Source organism: Kribbella sp. NPDC005582, from assembly GCF_040605415.1.
Lineage (GTDB): Bacteria > Actinomycetota > Actinomycetes > Propionibacteriales > Kribbellaceae > Kribbella.
Map to the genome: position 1 here is coordinate 2,072,442 of NZ_JBEXCU010000001.1, position 16,400 is coordinate 2,088,841.

Annotated in this window: 18 protein-coding genes; 8 read left to right on the forward strand and 10 right to left on the reverse strand. The window is 68.7% G+C overall.

Annotation, left to right across the window (positions count from 1 at the left end; translation table 11 throughout):
- Positions 1 to 7: 7 nt before the first annotated feature.
- Positions 8 to 1,594: a M1 family metallopeptidase gene (locus ABZS29_RS10305; protein ID WP_355460400.1), complete on the reverse strand. Its 1,587-nt coding sequence runs from the start codon at positions 1,592 to 1,594 to the stop codon at positions 8 to 10.
- Positions 1,595 to 1,804: 210 nt separating this feature from the next.
- Between ABZS29_RS10305 and ABZS29_RS10310 the strand changes: the two genes are divergently transcribed.
- Positions 1,805 to 2,365, forward strand: coding sequence for an RNA polymerase sigma factor (locus ABZS29_RS10310; RefSeq protein ID WP_355460402.1), 561 nt, complete (start codon positions 1,805 to 1,807; stop codon positions 2,363 to 2,365).
- Positions 2,362 to 2,904, forward strand: coding sequence for a hypothetical protein (locus ABZS29_RS10315; protein ID WP_355460404.1), 543 nt, complete (start codon positions 2,362 to 2,364; stop codon positions 2,902 to 2,904). Before ABZS29_RS10310 ends, ABZS29_RS10315 begins: the two co-directional genes overlap by 4 nt.
- Here ABZS29_RS10315 and ABZS29_RS10320 read toward each other — a convergent pair.
- From ABZS29_RS10320 to ABZS29_RS10330, 3 genes are read right to left on the reverse strand one after another with little or no spacing between them, the layout of a single operon-like run.
- A complete protein-coding gene (locus ABZS29_RS10320) occupies positions 2,901 to 3,506 on the reverse strand; it encodes a response regulator transcription factor (RefSeq protein WP_355460406.1) in 606 nt (201 codons plus the stop codon). The two genes, ABZS29_RS10315 and ABZS29_RS10320, sit on opposite strands and share 4 nt — an antisense overlap.
- Entirely contained in the window at positions 3,503 to 4,612 is a 1,110-nt protein-coding gene (locus ABZS29_RS10325) for a sensor histidine kinase (RefSeq protein ID WP_355460408.1), read from the reverse strand. The genes ABZS29_RS10320 and ABZS29_RS10325 overlap by 4 nt, the downstream gene beginning before the upstream one ends.
- Before the next feature lie 10 nt (positions 4,613 to 4,622).
- Positions 4,623 to 5,033 carry a hypothetical protein gene (locus ABZS29_RS10330; RefSeq protein ID WP_355460410.1) on the reverse strand — a complete coding sequence of 137 codons (411 nt, stop codon included), beginning with the start codon at positions 5,031 to 5,033 and terminating at the stop codon, positions 4,623 to 4,625.
- Positions 5,034 to 5,270: 237 nt separating this feature from the next.
- Here ABZS29_RS10330 and ABZS29_RS10335 point away from each other — a divergent pair, with 237 nt between their 5' ends.
- Positions 5,271 to 5,903, forward strand: coding sequence for a VanZ family protein (locus ABZS29_RS10335; protein WP_355460411.1), 633 nt, complete (start codon positions 5,271 to 5,273; stop codon positions 5,901 to 5,903).
- A gap of 97 nt (positions 5,904 to 6,000) precedes the next feature.
- On the opposite strand, the gene ABZS29_RS10340 is transcribed toward ABZS29_RS10335, so the two are convergent.
- The gene (locus tag ABZS29_RS10340) at positions 6,001 to 6,612 is read right to left on the reverse strand and encodes a pentapeptide repeat-containing protein (RefSeq protein WP_355460412.1); all 612 of its coding nucleotides are present in this window, start codon (positions 6,610 to 6,612) and stop codon (positions 6,001 to 6,003) included.
- A 105-nt stretch (positions 6,613 to 6,717) separates the two neighbouring features.
- On the opposite strand from ABZS29_RS10340, the gene ABZS29_RS10345 reads away from it, so the two are divergent.
- Positions 6,718 to 7,614 (forward strand): NAD(P)-dependent oxidoreductase, encoded by an 897-nt coding sequence (locus ABZS29_RS10345; RefSeq protein ID WP_355460414.1) that lies wholly within the window; start codon positions 6,718 to 6,720, stop codon positions 7,612 to 7,614.
- Positions 7,615 to 7,618: 4 nt separating this feature from the next.
- The gene (locus ABZS29_RS10350) at positions 7,619 to 8,380 is read left to right on the forward strand and encodes a protein phosphatase 2C domain-containing protein (protein WP_355460415.1); all 762 of its coding nucleotides are present in this window, start codon (positions 7,619 to 7,621) and stop codon (positions 8,378 to 8,380) included.
- Here the strand turns inward: ABZS29_RS10350 and ABZS29_RS10355 are convergent.
- The 3 genes from ABZS29_RS10355 to ABZS29_RS10365 are packed head-to-tail and all read right to left on the reverse strand — an operon-like array spanning position 8,362 to position 11,431.
- Positions 8,362 to 9,240, reverse strand: coding sequence for a DUF4328 domain-containing protein (locus ABZS29_RS10355; protein WP_355460417.1), 879 nt, complete (start codon positions 9,238 to 9,240; stop codon positions 8,362 to 8,364). The genes ABZS29_RS10350 and ABZS29_RS10355 overlap by 19 nt on opposite strands.
- 44 nt (positions 9,241 to 9,284) lie before the next feature.
- Positions 9,285 to 10,811, reverse strand: coding sequence for a glycerol-3-phosphate dehydrogenase/oxidase (locus tag ABZS29_RS10360; RefSeq protein ID WP_355460419.1), 1,527 nt, complete (start codon positions 10,809 to 10,811; stop codon positions 9,285 to 9,287).
- Positions 10,811 to 11,431 carry a helix-turn-helix domain-containing protein gene (locus ABZS29_RS10365; RefSeq protein ID WP_355460421.1) on the reverse strand — a complete coding sequence of 207 codons (621 nt, stop codon included), beginning with the start codon at positions 11,429 to 11,431 and terminating at the stop codon, positions 10,811 to 10,813. The genes ABZS29_RS10360 and ABZS29_RS10365 overlap by 1 nt, the downstream gene beginning before the upstream one ends.
- A gap of 114 nt (positions 11,432 to 11,545) precedes the next feature.
- Here ABZS29_RS10365 and ABZS29_RS10370 point away from each other — a divergent pair, with 114 nt between their 5' ends.
- From ABZS29_RS10370 to ABZS29_RS10380, 3 genes are read left to right on the forward strand one after another with little or no spacing between them, the layout of a single operon-like run.
- The gene (locus tag ABZS29_RS10370; RefSeq protein ID WP_355460423.1) at positions 11,546 to 13,087 is read left to right on the forward strand and encodes an FAD-binding oxidoreductase; all 1,542 of its coding nucleotides are present in this window, start codon (positions 11,546 to 11,548) and stop codon (positions 13,085 to 13,087) included.
- Between the two features lie 29 nt (positions 13,088 to 13,116).
- A complete protein-coding gene (locus tag ABZS29_RS10375; protein WP_355460425.1) occupies positions 13,117 to 13,836 on the forward strand; it encodes an SDR family NAD(P)-dependent oxidoreductase in 720 nt (239 codons plus the stop codon).
- Positions 13,833 to 14,852: an S-adenosylmethionine:tRNA ribosyltransferase-isomerase gene (locus ABZS29_RS10380; RefSeq protein WP_355460427.1), complete on the forward strand. Its 1,020-nt coding sequence runs from the start codon at positions 13,833 to 13,835 to the stop codon at positions 14,850 to 14,852. The genes ABZS29_RS10375 and ABZS29_RS10380 overlap by 4 nt, the downstream gene beginning before the upstream one ends.
- A gap of 170 nt (positions 14,853 to 15,022) precedes the next feature.
- On the opposite strand, the gene ABZS29_RS10385 is transcribed toward ABZS29_RS10380, so the two are convergent.
- On the reverse strand, positions 15,023 to 15,766 hold the full coding sequence (locus ABZS29_RS10385) for a rhomboid family intramembrane serine protease (RefSeq protein WP_355460428.1): 744 nt from the start codon (positions 15,764 to 15,766) through the stop codon (positions 15,023 to 15,025).
- A gap of 64 nt (positions 15,767 to 15,830) precedes the next feature.
- A complete protein-coding gene (locus ABZS29_RS10390; RefSeq protein ID WP_355460858.1) occupies positions 15,831 to 16,361 on the reverse strand; it encodes a peptidylprolyl isomerase in 531 nt (176 codons plus the stop codon).
- Positions 16,362 to 16,400 lie beyond the last annotated feature (39 nt).

Genomic DNA, 16,400 nt, shown 5'->3' on the forward strand with positions numbered 1-16,400 from the left:
GCGGGAACTACTTGGGTGCTTGCGCGTCCGGAGCTTCGGCGCCGTGCCCATGGTCGCCGTGGCCTGCGGCGATCAGGGCGTCGTGGACCCGCGTCATCGCTGCGGCCTGACGCACGGTCTTCGCGTCGACAGTGACGGCCAGCCCGGCCGGACTGGTGGCCGGCTTGGTCTCGCTGTAGATCCAGGTGTCGAACACCTCGCGCACCCCGGGGCCGCCGATCTCCTCGGCGAGCGCGGTGAAGTCGGTCGTGAACGCGTTCTGGTACTTGTGCTCACTGTGGTACCGCTTCAGCAGCAGGAAGAACTTCGCGTCACCGATCTTCTTGCGCAGGGCGTGCAGCCCCATCGCGCCGCGATAGTAGACCGGGTAGCCGAAGATCCCGTCGGGATCGGCGACCGAGTTGTTCCAGAACGTGGGGTCACTCCACGGTGCGGCCGCCCAGTCGCGGTTGTAGTACGCGTTGGCCAGCTTGTCGGCGGTCGGCCCACCGCGGTGCTCCGACCAGAGCCACTCCGCGTAGGTCGCGAAGCTCTCGTTCAGCCACATCTGCTTCCAGTTGCCGATCGAGACCGAGTCGCCGAACCACTGGTGTGCCTGTTCGTGCGCGGTCACCCAGGTCTCGTCCTGGCCGTAGTCGCCGGCTGCCATGGCGATCGTTCCGTACGTCGATCGGCTCTGGTTCTCGATCGCGAACGGGATCCCGCTGGACGCGACGCCGCCGGTGGTGTCGAACGGGTACGGACCGAACTGCGAGGCCAGGAAGTCGGTGATCTGGTCCGAGGACTCGAGCACCTTCTTCGCGGTCGGCATCAGGCCGAAGCTCTCCAGGTTCGGGTCGTAGGCGCGGAAGTACGGCACGTCGCGACCGCTGATCCGCGCCGTACCGGTCTCGTACTGGAAGCGCTCGATCGCGACGTACGCGAGGTACGGTGCCATCGGTTCCCGGCTCCACCAGCTCCAGCGGACCCGGCCGGGCCCGTCGTCCTTGGTGCTGAGGTAGTGACCGTTGGAGATCGCGACGTAGTCCTTGGGCACGTTCACCGACACCGAGTACGTCGCCTTGTCGGACGGGTGATCGTTCACCGGGTACCACCACTCGGCGGTCCGGGGCTGGTTGACCGACAGGCCGCCGGTCCTCGGCAGGGACAAGTCCTTCGGGCCGGAGCGGCTCCAGCGGACGCGCTCGACGCCCTGACCCGCCTCGGACGGTGTGCCCGAGTAGACGACCTCGACCTGGAAGGTGCCGCCGAGGATCGGGGTCTTCGGGGTGACCACCAGCTCGGTCTGGTCCTCGGTCATGGTCCGGTAGGACGCTTCGACGCCGTTGACCTTGACCGAGCTCACCTTCAGCCAGAAGTCCAGGTTGAACTCGGAGAGTTCCTTGGTGGCCTGGGCGGTGATGACGGCCCGGCCGGCCAGGTGATCGGTCGACGGCTGGTAGGTCAGGTCGATGTCGTAGTTCTGGACGTCGTACCCGCCGTTGCCCTGCCACTTGTAGATCTCGAACGGCTCGCCCAGCCCGGGCCCGCCCGGGCTCGGGGCCGCACTTGCCGTTGCCGGTGCCACCATGGCGACGGCGAGGGCCAGCGCCATGGCCCCTATTCCTCGTCGTACGTGCATCAGTTACGCCTCCTGAAGGCGATCGGGGGATCCGCCGGAAGAGCAAGTAACCGTGCCGGGCGACCACGGCTCAACCTTTTCGTCGGCGGTTGAAAAGGGCCTTCGGCCTCGGCCGACCTGATCCGGACGTAACGTCGCGGAGGGCTCGGACCAAGTACTTCCGACTGCGACGGAAGGACGGACGTGACTCAGACAGCCGAGATCGGGCGGGACCCGGATGCGTTCGAGGCGTTCTACACCGAGCACATCGAGCGGATTCAACGGTTCGTGGCCCGCCGGGTCGACGATCCCTACCTGGCCGCGGACCTGACCGCCGATGTGTTCCTGGCGGCCATCGACGCGGCGGGCGGCTACCGGGCCAACCTCGGTACGCCGATCGGCTGGCTCTACGGGATCGCGCGGAACGTCGTGTCGGCGGAGAAGCGGCGGCATGCCCGGGAACTGCGGGCGAACCAGCGGATCTCGGGCCGGCGGTTGCTCACGGCGGACGACGTCACGCGGCTCGAGGAGCGGATCGACGCCGAAGCCTCGGCGCGGGCGCTGCTACGAGCCATGGACGAACTGCCGGACGGCGAGCGCGCCGCGCTCGAACTGGTCGCGCTCGACGGACTCTCGCCGGCCGACGCCGCGCAGGTGCTCGGCATTCGGCTCGCGACGCTGCGGGTGCGTCTGCACCGGGCCCGCGGGCGGCTCAAGTCGCAGTCACTCCACTTGGTACCGACTCCCACGGAGCTGACCTCATGAACACCTTCGAAGACAAGCTACTGGCCGAACTCCGCACAGTGGTCGCCGAGCGACCGGCCGACATCCGACAGAAGCGGCCGAAGCGAGTGCTGGTCGGAGTCGCCGCGTGCCTGACGCTCGCAGCCGGTACGGCGGTCGCCGTACCGATCCTCGGCGGTGAGCAGGCAACGTCGCCGGCGTACGCGGTGACCCAGGAACCGAACGGGATGGTGCGCGTGGTGGTGTACCGCCGCGACGATGCCGAAGGGCTGGAGAAGAAGATTCGGGCCACTGGGGTGACCGCGGAAGTGACCTTCGTCCCGGCGGGGAAGAAATGCCGCCGAACCCCTGCCGCCGTGAACCGGGAGGAGCCGGGTGCCCTGATGCACACGATCAGCAGCTCCGGCGCCTTCGGTGTGTTGATCGACCCGGCCAAGTTCCGTGGCTACACGCTGGTGGTCGCGCTTATCGGCCCCGACAAGAACTCGGTCCCGGGCATAGGTGTGGGGCGTGTGAAGACCGGGAGCTACGGTCCCTGTGTTGTGGTGGCCGACCGTTAGAGCAGGCCGCGGCGGAAGGCTTCGGCGACGGCGGAGGCGCGATCCGGGACGCCTAGCTTGGCGTAGATGTTGATCAGGTGGGTCTTCACCGTGGCCTCGCTGATGAACAGGTGGGCGGCGGTTTCGCGGTTGGTGTTGCCGCCGGCCACCAACTGGAGGACCTCGAGCTCCCGTGGCGTGAGTAGGTCAGGGGTGTGGTTCGCGAGGACGTCGGCGACTGTCGGAGCGAGGATGGCGTGGCCCGCGGCGGCGGCGCGGACGGCGCGAAGGAGGTCGGCGCGGGGCGCATCCTTGAGCAGATAGCCGGTGGCGCCGGCCGCGATGGCTGGCACGACGTGGGTGTCCGTGTCGTAGGTGGTGAGGACCAGGACGCGCGCGGGGTTGCCGCGAGCGGCGAGCTGCCGAATCGCGTCGAGCCCACCGACACCGGGCATCTGCAGGTCCATCAGGATCACGTCCGGCCGGAACACCTCCGCCTGTTGGACCGCCGCCGCGCCATCGGCCGCCTCACCGACCACCTCGAACTCCGGGTCGGCCGCGAACATCCCGCTCAACCCGTCCCGGACGACCGGATGGTCGTCGACGATCAGCAACCGGATCACGACGTACCTCCGCGAGGAACGATGACGGCGACGGTGGTTCCGCGCCCAGGCTCGCTCTCGACCGACAGCAAACCACCGAGCGCCTCGACTCGCTGCCGCATCGCGATCAACCCGAATCCACCGTCATCGGAATCAGGCTTGGGCGTGAAACCGGTGCCGTTGTCGTGGATATCCAAGGCGGCGTGGGCGTCCAGGAACGAAAGCGTGACGCCGACGCGGGTGGCCCGAGCGTGTTTGGCCACGTTGGCGAGGGCTTCCTGCGCGGCTCGGAGGAGCGTGGACTCGACTTCCTCGGACAGCGGAGCCGGGGTGCCGGTGAGCGTGAAGGCTGCGGGAATGCTGTGGCGGGTGGACCAGTGGTGGGTGACGTTGGCGAGCGCGTCGGACAGGGCGGCGGACTGGAGGGGCTCGGGGCGAAGGGCGTTGACGGAGCGGCGGGCTTCGCGGAGGCTCTCGCGGGCCAGCCCGATGGCGGCGTTCAGGTGGTGTGGGCGGCGGTCGTCGGTGGCGTGTTCGGCGGCTTGGAGCTGAGTAATGATGCCGGTGAGGCCTTGGGCGAGGGTGTCGTGGATCTCGCGGGCCAGGCGTTCACGCTCGTCGCTGACACCCAGTTGCCGTTGCAGAGTGGCGCGCTGCCAGTCGAGCCACGCTGCCAGGCACATCGCCAGGACGTTCACCGCGATGACTGCGGCATACGTCAACCACCCGTACCAACTGTCCTTCGGTACGCCGTACGCCTGGGCGGTCCCCGCTACCACCCCCACCGCGCTGATCCCCGCCAGTCGCCAGGGCCACGGCAACAGCCCGAACGCGTAGAAATAGCCGGCCGGCGTCAAGAACCCGAACCACGGATCCCGCAGTACCAGCCAGCCCATCAGTACGACGAACCCCGCCAGGAACACGCCCATCGCGCCCGGCCGCTCCCGCCAGGCGGGACGCAGCGTGAACCCGAAGAGCATCCACGCTCCGATCGCCGCACACAGCGCGAGATCGGCGCCGAACGGTCGCGCATCGGACTGCCGGATCAGCACCGTGACGGCGGTCAGTACGGCGAGCAGGGCGTACGGCACGACGGTCAGCCGGACCGGCCACACCCGCTCGCTCATCCGCGCCTCCTCAGGCTCCAGTGAACACCGAGCGGAGGTGCTTGCCGTTGACCAGCAGTACGACGCCGAGCAGCAACAGTCCGCAGATCGCCTGCTCGACCTTCATCCACAGCGGGAAGGTCCCCGGCAGCACGTCGATCACCACGATCGCGACGAGCATGATCGCGCTGACCAGGCGGAGCCGGAGGTAGGCGCGGGCCGAACCGCGGGCGGCGCGGCGGGCGAACGACAGCGTCAGGACGGCGCTCGCGACGACGATCGTGCCGCGGACCCAGACGGCGTCGTTGACCGCGGCGGGGTTGTTGCGCAGCGCGATGATGCCCGCCAGCGTCAGCACGCTGACGGCGAGGTAGGCGGTGATCAGCAGCGTGACGCTGCGCCAGGTGCTGCTGGTCCGGGAAGCGCTCAGATCGGTCGGCATGGCTCCACTCTCGGCCTCAGCCCGAGCGAGCGCCTCCACCGATCGGTGGATCCACAGCGCAAAAGATCGTTGCCTTAGGCACCATTGTGTCGTGACAGTTTGTACACGGATTGTCACGGGTTGTTTGCGGCTGCGTGCAGATGTCCGGACAAGGGTGGCGGCTGGTGCGGGTGACGACAGATCGTCGAGAGCAGGAAGAGATCGAGTCAGGCGGTCGACCACGGGAGGGTCCGACGAGTGCTCGAGACTTATCGCGGCATCCCACATCTGTTCGATACCTGGCTTGTGCTGAGCGGCATGGCACTGCCGGTCGCACTCTCGTCGCTGCGGCGGCCGGGGGCCATGCCCCCTCGCCTCGCAGCGTTCGGGATGCCGGCGGCGTTCGCGCTGGTACTGGCGGCGACGCTCAGCCCGACGCCGCACCGGATCCGTTCGGTGATCGGTCAGTGCGGCACCCACCTGGCCACGACCGGTGGACTGACGTCGGTCCAGGGCCTGCTCAATGTGCTGCTCTTCGTGCCGGCCGCCGCCCTGCTCGCGTTGGCCAGCGGCCGCCCGGGTGACGGCATCGCTGCAGGGATCGGCCTCTCGGCCTCGGTCGAGGCGGTCCAGGCACTGATCCCCCAGCTCGGCCGCTCCTGCCAGTTGCACGACCTGATCGCGAACACGGCCGGTGCGTTCTGCGGTGTCGGGGTGGTGGCTGGAGTACAGTCCATCGCGCGACGGCATCAGCTGGTCACCGACCCGTACGTCGTCGAGCACGGAGCCGTGTTCGTCGTACGGCCTCGGCCGCCCGCGCGGCACCGCCGGCACGAGCAGGTCACCGCGAAGCCGGCGAACCGGCTCCGGCCGATGGTCAGGACGCGCTGAGCGATCACTGCGCCGACAGAAAGTTATCCGGAGGGTTATCCACAGGTTGTGTGTAACCCGGGGGATGACCGCTCAGCTACGTAAAGTTATCCACAGGCTAGGGCCGCACATCCAGTCCCAGAGCGCTCGCGATGACCATTGCCTGGGTTAAATCGATGCGCGCGTCCTTGAGTCCGACGGTGAGCGGGTCGAGCGTCGACAGCTCTGAACCGCGCAGATCGGCGCCGGTGAAGTCGGCGCGCTGGAGCGATGCGCCGGACAGGTCGACGTCCCGCAGGACGGCCTTCGCCGCGCGGACGCCGGTCAGATCGGCCTCGCGCAGCTTCGTGCCGCGGAACTCCGTGCCGCGCAGGTCCGCGCCGGGCAGGCCGGTGAACGACCAGTCGCCGCCGGAGACCTTCAGCAGGTTGTAGGTGCAGTCGTCGAAGAAGCTGCCGACCAGCTTGCAGCCGGTGAACGTGGTGTCGAACAGCGAGCACCGGACGAACGTGCAGTTCACGAACGCGGCGTCGGTGTGCGTCGAGGCGTTGAACCGCACCCCGCGGAACGTGCACTCCTCGAACACCCCGCCGCGGTTCTCCACCTCGGTCAGGTCGGTGTCGATGAACAGCACCCGCCGCTGGGTCTGCCCGGACAGCTCCGGATCCTCCCAGTCCCGCACCGTCGACTCCGTCGGGACCGCACTCCGCCCACCCTGCCTGCTCGCCATCCCCTCACCTTCCCACGCGCGTCCGACAGACAGTTGTGATGCTTACGAGTCAGGTTGTGATGGCGCCGCCGGAGAACGTTCAAGTACGGGCCGCACGATGGAAGGGTGAGCGGATCTGAGCGGGTGATGGTGTTCGGCGCGAGTGGCTTCCTCGGTGCCCGGATCTGTGCGCTGCTCGCCGATCGGGGCGTCGAGTACCGCGGACTGAGCCGGAATCGGGGTGAGCCGCACCTGCGCTGCGACCTGGCCACGATGCATTCCTACGCCCTGGAGACCCAGATCGGTCTCTACAAACCGACGGTGGTGATCAACGCCGTCGGCTGCGCGTCGGGTGACGCGTCCGAGTTGGTCGCCGCGAACGTCACCGCGGTCGAGGCGCTGCTGGCCGCGACCCGCGACAACGCCGGGCACGCCCGTTTCGTCCACCTCGGATCAGCCGCCGAGTACGGCGGTGGTCCGCACGGCGCGAGTCAGTCGGAGGGAGCGGACCTACGGCCGGCCGGGCCGTACGGGTTGACCAAGCTGGCCGGTTCGGAGCTCGTTGTCCGGGCCCAGCGCAACGGCGCCGATGCCGTCGTGCTGCGGCTGTTCGATGTCCTCGGGCCAGGTGCACCGGTGACGACCGTGACGGGCCGGGTGATCCAGGACCTCCGCGACCGGCAGCAGATCGATGTCGGCGCGCTCGACGTCTGGCGAGACTTCGTGGATGTCCGCGACGTCGCCGAGGCGGTCGTCGCCGTCGCCCTCACCGACAACAAGCTGCCCGCGGTGCTGAACATCGGCAGCGGTCGCGCGACGCTGGCGCGCGACGTGGCCGGTCAGTTGTTCGAGCTGAGCGGGCAGCCGGCCCGGATCGTCGACGACCCGGCGCACGACGGCGCTCTCGGTGAGCCATGGCAGCAGGCCGACATCGGACTGATCGGTGAGCGGATCGGATGGTCGCCCAAGATCGCGCTCGACCAGGCGCTCGCCGACAGTTGGGCCGCTTCCACGGCAGACTGAGCAGGTGGAGATCCGCTCGAGCTGCCAGCCCGCACCGGATCGCCGACCGCCTGCGGTGAACGAAGACTTCGTTCTGACCGGACCTGACTTCGCAGTCGTGCTCGACGGCGCCACTCCGTTCGCCGGGATCGACTCCGGCTGCCGGCACACAGTGTCCTGGCTGGTCGGCCGCATCGTCCGGTACGTCGCACCTCCGCTGCTGACCGCGTCGACGGCGCCGCTGGCCGACGTACTGGCTGAGGCGATCGCTGCGGTCTGCGCTGAGCACGCGGACGGCTGTGACCTCACCAACCGGGACAGTCCGTCGTCCACGGTGGCCATGGTGCGCGTCAGGCCGGACGGTATCGAGCATCTGGTGCTGGCCGACTCACCTGTCGTCTACCGCTCGCCCGACGGCGTCATCACTGTCCACAGCGACGACCGGCTCGAAGAGTTGCCCGAGCGGACGGTGGAGAGCGTCCGCCGCCTCCGGAACGCACCCGGCGGTTTCTGGGTGGCGAGTACTGACCCGGCAGCGGCGTACCAAGCTGTCACCGGTACGACGGACCCCGCCGAGGTAGCGGCGATCGGCGTACTGAGTGATGGCGCCTCCAGGTACGCCGAACGCTACGGCCGCAGCTGGGACGACCTGATGAACGTGCTGACGACCGAGGGACCGGCGGCGCTCATCCGGCGAGTCCGTCAGTACGACGAAGCCGCGGAAACGATCCGGTGGAAACGCTACGACGACGCGACCGCGGCCGTGCTCTACGACATCGGGCGGTAGGACGGGAAGCTCGGCGGCCGGAAGTCCTGGACCGGTGCCATCGGCGGCAACGTCACCTGCTGCTGTTGCCACCGGCCGACCTGCAGCATGAGCAGCGCCATGGCCACCGTGGCGACCATCAGCAACAGGGCCGCGACCGAGAAGCCGATGTCAACCCAGAGAGCTACCTGGACCATGACGTCCTGGAAGCCGTAGAAGGCGACCGAGCGGTCGCGGTCTTCGGTGACGTCGACCAGCTGGACGATGAACGCGATCGTGCCCACGGCTGCGGTCAGCAGACCGGCGAGGATGATCACCCAGTAGCCGACCCAGCCCACCCACCAGCTGTAGATCAGGGTGCGGATCTGCGGGGTCTTTGCCGCACCTGGCTGCTCCAGCGGCTCGCTGGCCGCGACGACGTCCTGGACGACCTGGAGCGGGTACCAGAACTGGACGATCGGGCAGAACCACGCTCCGACGACCCAACCGGAGCTCCGCCGATGCAAACCCTGACCTGGTCGCACCGGCGGCCGCGGCGCCAGCGGGGAGTTCAAGAAGTCTGTGTTCTCGCGGGCGTACCAGAGCCACAGCAGGTACGCGATCGCCGTCCCGAACAGCAGATAGCCGAGGATGTTGACCACCCAGCCGCCGCCGACGGCCGCACTCATCGCGCCGTCCAGCTCGTCCTCGGTGAGGTTCAGGAAGATGAAGTTCTTGACCTTGTCGTAGGAACGCCACATCAGCACCGACTGGAGCACCGCGACCAGCGCGGTCAGCCCCATCAGCACGATGGCGACCACAGCGAACGTACGCAGCTGCCGGTAGCGCGGCAGAACCTGGTACGGCACGTGCCCCGGCGCCGGATAGTACGGCTGTGTCATCGACGGCCCTCCCCGCGGACAACGGTATCCCGGGAAGGGAGCGATCAGACCGCCGCGAATGCCTCCCGGACCGCAGGCAGGGCCAGCTCCCGGTCAGCGGCCGACAGCCCGATCCGGGTCCGCCGATCCAGTACGTCGTCCTCGTCGAGCGCGCCCTCGTGCCGCACGGCGAACAGCAGCTCGGCGTACGTCGTCTTGAGACCGGGCGCGATCGGATCGACTACGGCGCCGGCCGCGGCGATCACCTGCGGCGCCTCGACGCCGTACCGGTGGACGAAGCGGGGCGGAGCGGCCACGGCAGCCAGCCGCACTCGATCGGCCGCACCGACAAGCGGGATCCGATGCGTCTGACAGGGACGGGCGTCCAGCGTCGATTGGGCGAGCGCGGTGTCGAGGGCGTCCTGCGCCATCCGGCGGTAGGTGGTCAGCTTGCCGCCGACGATCGTCACGAGCCCGTCCGAGCCGGTGATCACCGCATGCCGCCGGGAGATGTCGGCCGTCTTGTTGCCGTGCTTGGTGTCGAGCAGCGGGCGCAGTCCGGCGTACGTGCCGAGCAGATCGGCGCGGGTGAGCGGTGTTTGCACCGCGCGGTTGATCGTGTCGAGGAGGAAGTCGATCTCGCTGTCGGTCGCCCGCGGTACGTCGCTCACCGGACCAGGCGCGTCCTCGTCGGTCAGACCGACGTACACGCGGTCGTCCGGCGCGGGAATCGCCATCACCACCCGGCGCAGTTCGCCTGGCACCGGCACGGTGAGCACCGCGGACAGGCCACCGAAGGCTGCCTGTGGAAAGACCAGATGCGTGCCGCGGCTCGGCCGGAGCTTGATGCCGTCGGTGATCTGTCCGGCCCAGATGCCGGCCGCGTTGATCACCACGCTCGCGTCGACAGTCATCCGGTGTCCGGTCAGCTGGTCGATCAGCACTGCACCTTGGCCGGTCACCTCGGTGGCCGAGACCCGGGTCAGCACGCGGGCGCCGTACTGGGCGGCTGTCCGGGCGATCGCGACCACTAGGCGAGCGTCGTCGTACAGCTGGCCGTCCCAGGTGAGGAAGCCGCCACGCAGTCCCTCCGGCCGCAGGGTCGGTGCGTAGCGCAGGACCTCCGCGGAGCTGACGCGGCGGGAGTGCGGCAGGTAGTCGTCGCTGGTCCGAGCGACCGTGCGCAGGATGTCGCCGCCGAGGAAGGCACCCCGCAACAGCGCTGCCTGCGAGGCCTTGGCCTGCGGCAGCCAGGGCGCGAGCTGCGGGACCGGATGGACGAGATGCGGCGCGGTCGTCTTCATCAGGATGCCGCGCTCGACAGCGCTCTCGTAGGCGATGCCCACGTGGCCCGAGGCCAGGTAGCGCAGACCGCCGTGGACGAGCTTCGAGCTCCAGCGACTGGTCCCGAAGGCCAGGTCGTGCTTCTCCACCAGGGCAACGGTGAGACCCCGAGCGGCCGCATCCAGCGCGACGCCGGCGCCGGTGACGCCACCGCCGATCACCAGGACGTCGACCTTGCCGGTCGTCTCCAGCCAGTCGAGCTCACGGGCGCGGCGCGCCGCGTTCAGGCTGGCGTTGCCCACGGTCATCACGGCTGCAGGTACCTCGTCAGCATGTCGCGCAGCTGCTCGTCGAGCTTCGGGTACTCGTCCTTCGCGGCCATCACGGGCCCGGAGACGGCCGAGGCCAGCGCCACCAGGATGATCTGCCGGGCGATCCAGACCGGATCGCCGCCCTGGATCGAACCGTCCGACTGCCCGGCCTTCACGCCCTCCTCCACCAGTGCGAGGTGGGCGACCGTGCTGCTGCCCCGGCGCTCCAGCAGGTACGGCGTGAGGAACTCGGGATCGAGCTCGATGATCTTGCGCATCAGCGGGTGCACGCGCGTGTGCGCGACGACCTCGACCACACCCTCGACCAAGCGGGTGCGGCCGTCGGCGGCATCCGGCTGGAAGGCGGACATCAGCGCGGTGGTCCACTCCCGCGTCATCAGGGCGGCGACCACGGCCTGCACATTCGGCCAGCGGCGGTAGAGCGTGGCCCGCGAAACCTCCGCGTGCCGGGCGATATCGGCCATCGTCATCCGGCGCATCCCGATCGCCAGCAGCAACTCGTACGCCGCGTCCAGGATCCGCTCCTCGCCGATCGCATTCGCGGGCGTGGGACGACTGCTGGTCTCGGACCCTGATTCGCTGCTACGCTGAGACATCACACGTCAGAGTGTATCAGCGACTCGACGTTCCAGACAGTCCTGGGCAGGTGGGATCAGGGGTTTCATCTGCCCAGGACGCTACCCCGCCGATCGCGCGATGGGGAGACAGCAATGACCGAGTCCGACCTCCCGGTGGTGCAACTCACGCCCGGACGCTGGGGTGATCCCGAGGTCTCGGTCGAGGTTCCGGCGGCTGCGCTGGCGGCGCTTCAGCACCTTGGCGTCCGGCGACCCGAGGCTGGGCCGGTCGCTCCGGCGGATCGGCGGGGGCTGAGCGCCGAGCAGGTGGCCGTGCTGGCCGGCGTTGTCGACGCGGAGCACGTCTCGACGGATCTGGCCGCGCGCTGGGCGCACACCCGGGGCTACTCCACGCCGGACCTGCTGCGGCATCGCGCCGGCGACACCTCGGACATGCCCGACGCAGTGGTCTTTCCCGCTGACCATGACGAGGTCCTGGCGCTACTGGCTGCTTGCGCCGAGCACGACCTGGCCGTGGTGCCCTACTCGGGCGGTACGTCGGTCGTCGGCGGGCTCGCGGCGTCGCGGCGCTTCGTGACCGTGGACCTGCGCCGATTGGACCAACTCGTCGAGGTCGACGACATCTCGCGGACGGCGACGCTGCAAGCGGGGGTGCGTGGTCCCGCGGCCGAGGCGCTGCTGGCCAAGCACGGCTACACGCTCGGCCACTTCCCGCAGTCCTACGAAGGCGCGAGCATCGGTGGGTACGCCGCCGCCCGCTCGAGCGGGCAGTCGTCCGCAGGCTATGGGCGGTTCGACCAGATGGTGGTCGGGCTGACGCTCGCAACGCCCCGCGGCACGGTCGAGCTCGGTCGGGCGCCGATGTCCGCGGCCGGTCCGGATCTGCGCCAGCTGGTGCTCGGCTCCGAGGGTGCCTTCGGCATCATCACCTCGGTCGTCGTCCGGATCCGCCCGCGGCCGACGGACCGGCACTTCGAGGGCTGGCGGTTCGACACCTTCGACGCCGGACTGACCGCCGTACGGCGATTGGCGCAGGACGGGCCGTTGCCGACCGTGCTCCGGCTGTCGGACGAAGCCGAGACCGCGGTGAACCATCCGGACGGAGCAGGCGGCGTACTGGCGATCATCGGCTTCGACGGTCCTTATCAGCAGGCGACTGCTGACGTGTTGACCGCTGCGGGCGGCCAGAACCTTGGTGCGGAAGCGGGTGAGGCTTGGCGGATCGGGCGGTACAAAGCGCCGTACCTGCGCGATCCACTGCTCGACGAAGGCGCACTGGTCGAAACACTCGAGACTGCGGCGTTCTGGTCGCGCATCCCCGCGCTGAAGGCCGCTGTGACCGAGGCGCTGGTGAAGGCGCTGAGCGAGCAGGGCACTCCGCCGCTGGTGCTTTGCCACGTGTCGCATGTGTACGAAACCGGCGCTTCGCTGTACTTCACCATCATCTGCGCGCAGACCGATGAGCCCATCGCCCAGTGGCACAAGGCGAAACTCGCAGCGAACGCTGCGATCGCTGCGACCGGCGGCACGATCAGTCATCACCACGGTGTCGGCGCTGACCACCGCGAGGCCTACGCAGCCGAGATCGGCCCGCTGGCGGTCGAGCTGCTGCAGGCGGTCAAGAGCGTGCTGGATCCGTCGCGAGTGCTCAATCCCGGCATCCTCTTGACCTAAAGTTCACTTGAGGTATGACAGTTGCGGGCATGACTCCAGAACCCGCCAACCGTCCTGTCGCTCTCATCACCGGTGCTTCGGCCGGCCTCGGACTCGCATTGGCCCACGGGCTGGCCGACCGGGGCTGGGCGCTGGTGATCGATGCTCGCGGCGCAGATGCGCTAAAGGATGCCGCCGACGCCCTGGCCGACCGCACCGACGTCGTACCGCTGGCCGGTGATGTGACCGATGCTCAGCACCGCGCCGATCTGGCCGACGTGATCGGCGAGCTCGGCCGCCTCGACCTGCTGATCAACAACGCGAGCTATCTCGGGCCCAGTCCCCTGCAGGCACTGGGTTCTGCGGACCTCGACGAGCTACGTCGTGTCTACGAGGTCAATGTGGTCGCGCCGATCGCTCTGACCCAGGCTCTGCTTCCGGCGCTCACCACGGCGACCGGTGTGGTCGTCAACGTCAGTTCCGATGCCGCAGTCGAGCCCTATGAGACGTGGGGCGGTTATGGCTCGTCCAAGGCCGCACTCGACCACGCATCCCGAGTCCTAGGGGCAGAGCACCCATCGCTCGCCGTGTACGCCGTCGATCCGGGTGACCTGCGCACCGCGATGCACCAGGCCGCGTTCCCGGGTGAGGACATCTCGGACCGCCCGGAGCCGGCGAGCGTCGTACCGGCGTTCTTGGCCTTGCTGGACCAGCGGCCGGCGAGCGGTCGCTACCGGGCTGCGGAGTTCGCGCCGGCGGTGACACCGTGACTCTCCAGCCACACACGAGATTCGTCTTGCCGGATTCGCTCAACGCCACCGAGCCGCCAGAGGCCAGAGGATTGTCGCGGGATCAGGTGAAGCTGCTGGTCGCGGAGGGGTCGACCGTCACGCACACCCGCTTCGATCGGATCGGAGAACACCTTCGGCCCGGTGATCTGCTGCTGGTGAACACCTCCGGCACGCTGCCGGCCGCAGTCGATGGCAAGTGGATCAGGGGCGCCGTCGTTGTGCACTTCTCGACAGCCCTCGACGACGGCAACTGGGTGGTCGAGCTGCGTAGCGATGGCGCACCGATGCTCGGCGGTACGGCGGGCGACCAGGTGGAGCTCCCACGCGGACTCCTCACTCTGATGGCTCCCTATCAGCCAGAGTCCAATCGCCTCTGGCGGGCCAAGCCGCCGGTGACCGACATGGTCGGTTACCTGCACCGGCACGGGCGCCCGATCACCTATAGCTACGTGAGTCGGCGCTGGCCGCTGGCGTCGTACCAGACTGTGTTCGCGCGCGACCCCGGCAGTGCGGAGATGCCGAGTGCGGCCCGGCCGTTCAGCTTCGAACTGGTGAGCCACCTGGCCGCGCAGGGAGTGCTGATCGCACCGATCACGCTGCACTGCGGCGTCTCCTCGCTGGAGAGCCACGAACCGCCGTTGCCCGAGCGGTACGACGTACCCGAGCACACCGCACGGCTGGTGAACTGGGTGAAGGGCAACGGCGGTCGCATCGTGGCAGTGGGTACCACTGCGGTCCGGGCGATCGAGTCGGCGGTCGCGGCCGACGGGTCAGTCGTCGCTGCCCGCGGCTGGACCGACCTCGTGCTCGGTCCCGACCATCCCGCTGCCGTCGTCGACGGCCTCGTCACCGGGATGCACGCCCCCGAGGCCTCGCACCTGCTCCTGCTGGAGGCCGTTGCGGGAGGTGGCACCGTGCAGCAGGCCTACGACGCGGCTCTGCATGAGCGATACCTCTGGCACGAGTTCGGAGACAGTTGCCTCGTTCTCAGGTAACTGGGCCGGCTCATTGCCCGGCCGGGCGCGTTTGTCCACTGCTCGTGGGCTCATCGAACTGTCCTAACCGCCTGGGTCCCCCGTCGGGACGTGCTTCGATTAGACCCAGCCCGGCGGGCGAGTGTCACGGTTCTTGATCGAACCGAGCACCAATTGTGGCCTAGCCCGTTTTAGCGGGCCACCTTCTTGCGGCGGCGCTCGGTGTCCTGCAGGAACAGCCAGGCGACGGCCGCGCCGGTCACGAAACCGCCGAGGTGACCTTCCCAGGAGATGTTCGGGATCAGGAAGGAGAGCACGGCCGTGACGGCGACGTAGCCGAGGATCCAGGTGACGTCGAGGTTGCGGGCGCGGCTGACCACGAGCAGGGCGCCGACCAGGCCGAGCACGGCGCCGGACGCGCCGAGGGTGGCCGAAGTGGGCGAGCTGATCAGCCACACCGCGACGCCGCCGCCGAGGGCGGACAGCAGGTAGAGGATCGTGAACCGCAGCCGGCCGAGCATCTGCTCCAGCGGTGGGCCGATCTGCCACAGCATGAACAGGTTCGAGAAGATGTGGAAGATCTGCACGTGGGTGAAGGCCGACGTGAGCAGCCGCCACGGCTCGGTCTCCACCAGCACCGGGAAGAGCACCAGATCGTTCAGCACCCGGGGGCTGCCGACCCGAACCGCGATGAACACCAGCACGTTCAGCGCGAGCACAGTCATCGTGATGACCTGGGGGTTCCCGCGCTGGATCCCGCCGAGCGACGTCCGGGTCCGCGGGATCGACTTCACGCCTTCGTTGAAGCAGCTCGGGCACTGGAAGCCGACCGCGGCACTGTTCATACAGGCCGGGCAGATCGGGCGCTCGCAGCGCTGACAGCGGACACCGGCGGGCCGGTCCGGGTGCCGGTAGCAGACGGATGCGGTCGTCACGCGGGGTCCTCCGAGAGGGAAGCGAACGGGACCGGCCTGTCGGACCGGTCCCGCGGGGGGTGGATCAGGCGTTCTTGCGCTCGATGACCACGTGGTTGATGACGACCGGCTCGATCGGGCGGTCGGCGGCCGCGGTCGGCACGGTGGCGATCGCGTCGATGACCTTGCGCGACTCGTCGTCGGCGACCTCGCCGAAGATCGTGTGCTTGCGGTTCAGGTGCGGCGTCGGCGTCACGGTCACGAAGAACTGCGAGCCGTTTGTGCCCTTGCCGAACTGGATGCCGGCGTTCGCCATCGCGAGCAGGTACGGCCGGTCGAACTGGAGCTCCGGGTGGATCTCGTCGTCGAACGAGTAGCCCGGCGTGCCGGTGCCGGTGCCGAGCGGGCAGCCGCCCTGGATCATGAAGCCCTCGATGACGCGGTGGAAGCCGAGGCCGTCGTAGAACTTCTCGTGGCTGGGCTGCCCGGTCTGGGCGTCGGTCCACTCCTTGGTGCCCTCGGCCAGGCCGACGAAGTTCTCCACGGTCTTCGGTGCGTGGTTGGGGAACAACCGGATGACGACGTCACCCTTCGTCGTCTGCAGGGTTGCGTACAGCTCTTCGGCCACGGGAGTCACTCCTCGGTAGTTACATCT

Excerpts from the sequence above, each read along its gene's own strand:
- ABZS29_RS10305 (WP_355460400.1), bottom strand. The coding sequence starts at position 1,594 with ATGGCGCTGGCCCTCGCCGTCGCCATGGTGGCACCGGCAACGGCAAGT.
- ABZS29_RS10315 (WP_355460404.1), top strand. The coding sequence starts at position 2,362 with ATGAACACCTTCGAAGACAAGCTACTGGCCGAACTCCGCACAGTGGTC.
- ABZS29_RS10325 (WP_355460408.1), bottom strand. The coding sequence starts at position 4,612 with ATGAGCGAGCGGGTGTGGCCGGTCCGGCTGACCGTCGTGCCGTACGCC.
- ABZS29_RS10330 (WP_355460410.1), bottom strand. The coding sequence starts at position 5,033 with ATGCCGACCGATCTGAGCGCTTCCCGGACCAGCAGCACCTGGCGCAGC.
- ABZS29_RS10340 (WP_355460412.1), bottom strand. The coding sequence starts at position 6,612 with ATGGCGAGCAGGCAGGGTGGGCGGAGTGCGGTCCCGACGGAGTCGACG.
- ABZS29_RS10355 (WP_355460417.1), bottom strand. The coding sequence starts at position 9,240 with ATGACACAGCCGTACTATCCGGCGCCGGGGCACGTGCCGTACCAGGTT.
- ABZS29_RS10360 (WP_355460419.1), bottom strand. The coding sequence starts at position 10,811 with ATGACCGTGGGCAACGCCAGCCTGAACGCGGCGCGCCGCGCCCGTGAG.
- ABZS29_RS10365 (WP_355460421.1), bottom strand. The coding sequence starts at position 11,431 with ATGTCTCAGCGTAGCAGCGAATCAGGGTCCGAGACCAGCAGTCGTCCC.
- ABZS29_RS10370 (WP_355460423.1), top strand. The coding sequence starts at position 11,546 with ATGACCGAGTCCGACCTCCCGGTGGTGCAACTCACGCCCGGACGCTGG.
- ABZS29_RS10375 (WP_355460425.1), top strand. The coding sequence starts at position 13,117 with ATGACTCCAGAACCCGCCAACCGTCCTGTCGCTCTCATCACCGGTGCT.